This is a genomic window from Vibrio sp. 10N.261.45.E2 (assembly GCF_002875705.1).
Lineage (GTDB): Bacteria > Pseudomonadota > Gammaproteobacteria > Enterobacterales > Vibrionaceae > Vibrio.
Window position 1 is genome coordinate 1 of sequence record NZ_MCZZ01000072.1, and the last position, 1,404, is coordinate 1,404.

The following is a 1,404-nucleotide window of genomic DNA, read 5'->3' on the forward strand; positions in this document are numbered from 1 at the left end:
AAATCGCTAAACATCAAGTTGGCGGTATTGACCCTCAAAAAGATCTGTTAACTGGTGACGAATGGCATCAAAGCAAGCCCATGATATGTCGAGCGCTTGGTATTTCAATGGATCCAGCAACAACACTACAAAACTTAGTGTCTGAACTGGACAGCACTTACCGAGCTGTAGCTCAAAGGTTTCATTTAAATCCTGATATTACGATAGAAGATGAACGCCTCAAGCTCACTCCGTTGGAGAAAGACGAAGAACCGCCTTCTCTAGAACACCTTAGAAAGTTATTCCGTAAAAGGCTGCCTCGTATTGAGCTACCGGAACTGATATTGGAAGTGGCAAACAGAACACACTTTACAGAAGCTCTGACGCATATCTCCGAAAAATCAGCAAGAGCAGACGATATTGATATTAGCTTATGCGCCGTGCTTATGGCAGAAGCTTGCAATACTGGCTTTGAACCATTGATTCAGCCAGATGTAAGAGCTTTAAAGAGAGATAGACTATCATGGGTATCCCAGAACTACATTCGAGATGAAACGATCACAAAAGCGAATACCATACTCGTCAATGCTTATAACGAACTGCCGATTGTCAAATCATGGGGGGATGGAACGATGGCCGCCGCAGATGGATTGAGGTTTATTGTTGCCGTAAAGACGATTTATGCAGGTCCTAACCCCAAGTACTTTCCTCAAAGAAAAGGGGTAACTTGGAATAATCTCTTGTCAGATAAGTTAGTTGGTTTAAATGATATTCCCGTACCGGGAACGTTGAAAGACAGCCTAAGCTTATTAGCTTTAGTTCTTGAACAACAAACAGATATTCAACCTTCTGAAATTATGACGGATACAGGCTCCTACAGTGATGTTGTTTTTGGTTTGTTCCGATTACTAGGCTACCGATTTAGTCCGAGGCTGGCTGATTTGGGTGGTCAACGTTTATGGAGAGTTGACCCTGAAGCAGATTACGGAGAGCTTAATGTGGTATCTACCAACCGGATCAGGTTGAATAAGATTACGCCCCAATGGGAAGATATCTTACGTTTTATTGGCTCTCTTCAGTTGGGTAAGTTATCCGCCAGAGATGCGATGAGGGTTTTACAATCAGGTAGTAATCAAAGCTCTTTGGCTAAGGCGATTGCTGAGATTGGACGAATAGACAAAACTATTCATCTTTTAACTTACATCGATGACATAGAAAAAAGGCGTATGATTCTAAAGCAGCTAAATAGGGTTGAAGGAAGACATAACTTAGCCAGGGAGGTTTTTCATGGACGTCGTGGGGAAATGAGGCAGAAATACAGATAGGGTCAGGAGGATCAACTGGGAGCCTTGGGACTTATGCTCAATGTGATCGTCTATTGGAATGCCTTGTACATGCAGCAAGTGGTTTGTAGTGGTCAAGTAA

General features: G+C 42.7%; 1 pseudogene. It reads left to right on the forward strand.

The window, feature by feature from the left end:
- Nucleotides 1-1,404, forward strand: a pseudogene (locus BCT34_RS04080) (Tn3 family transposase); the annotation flags it as partial.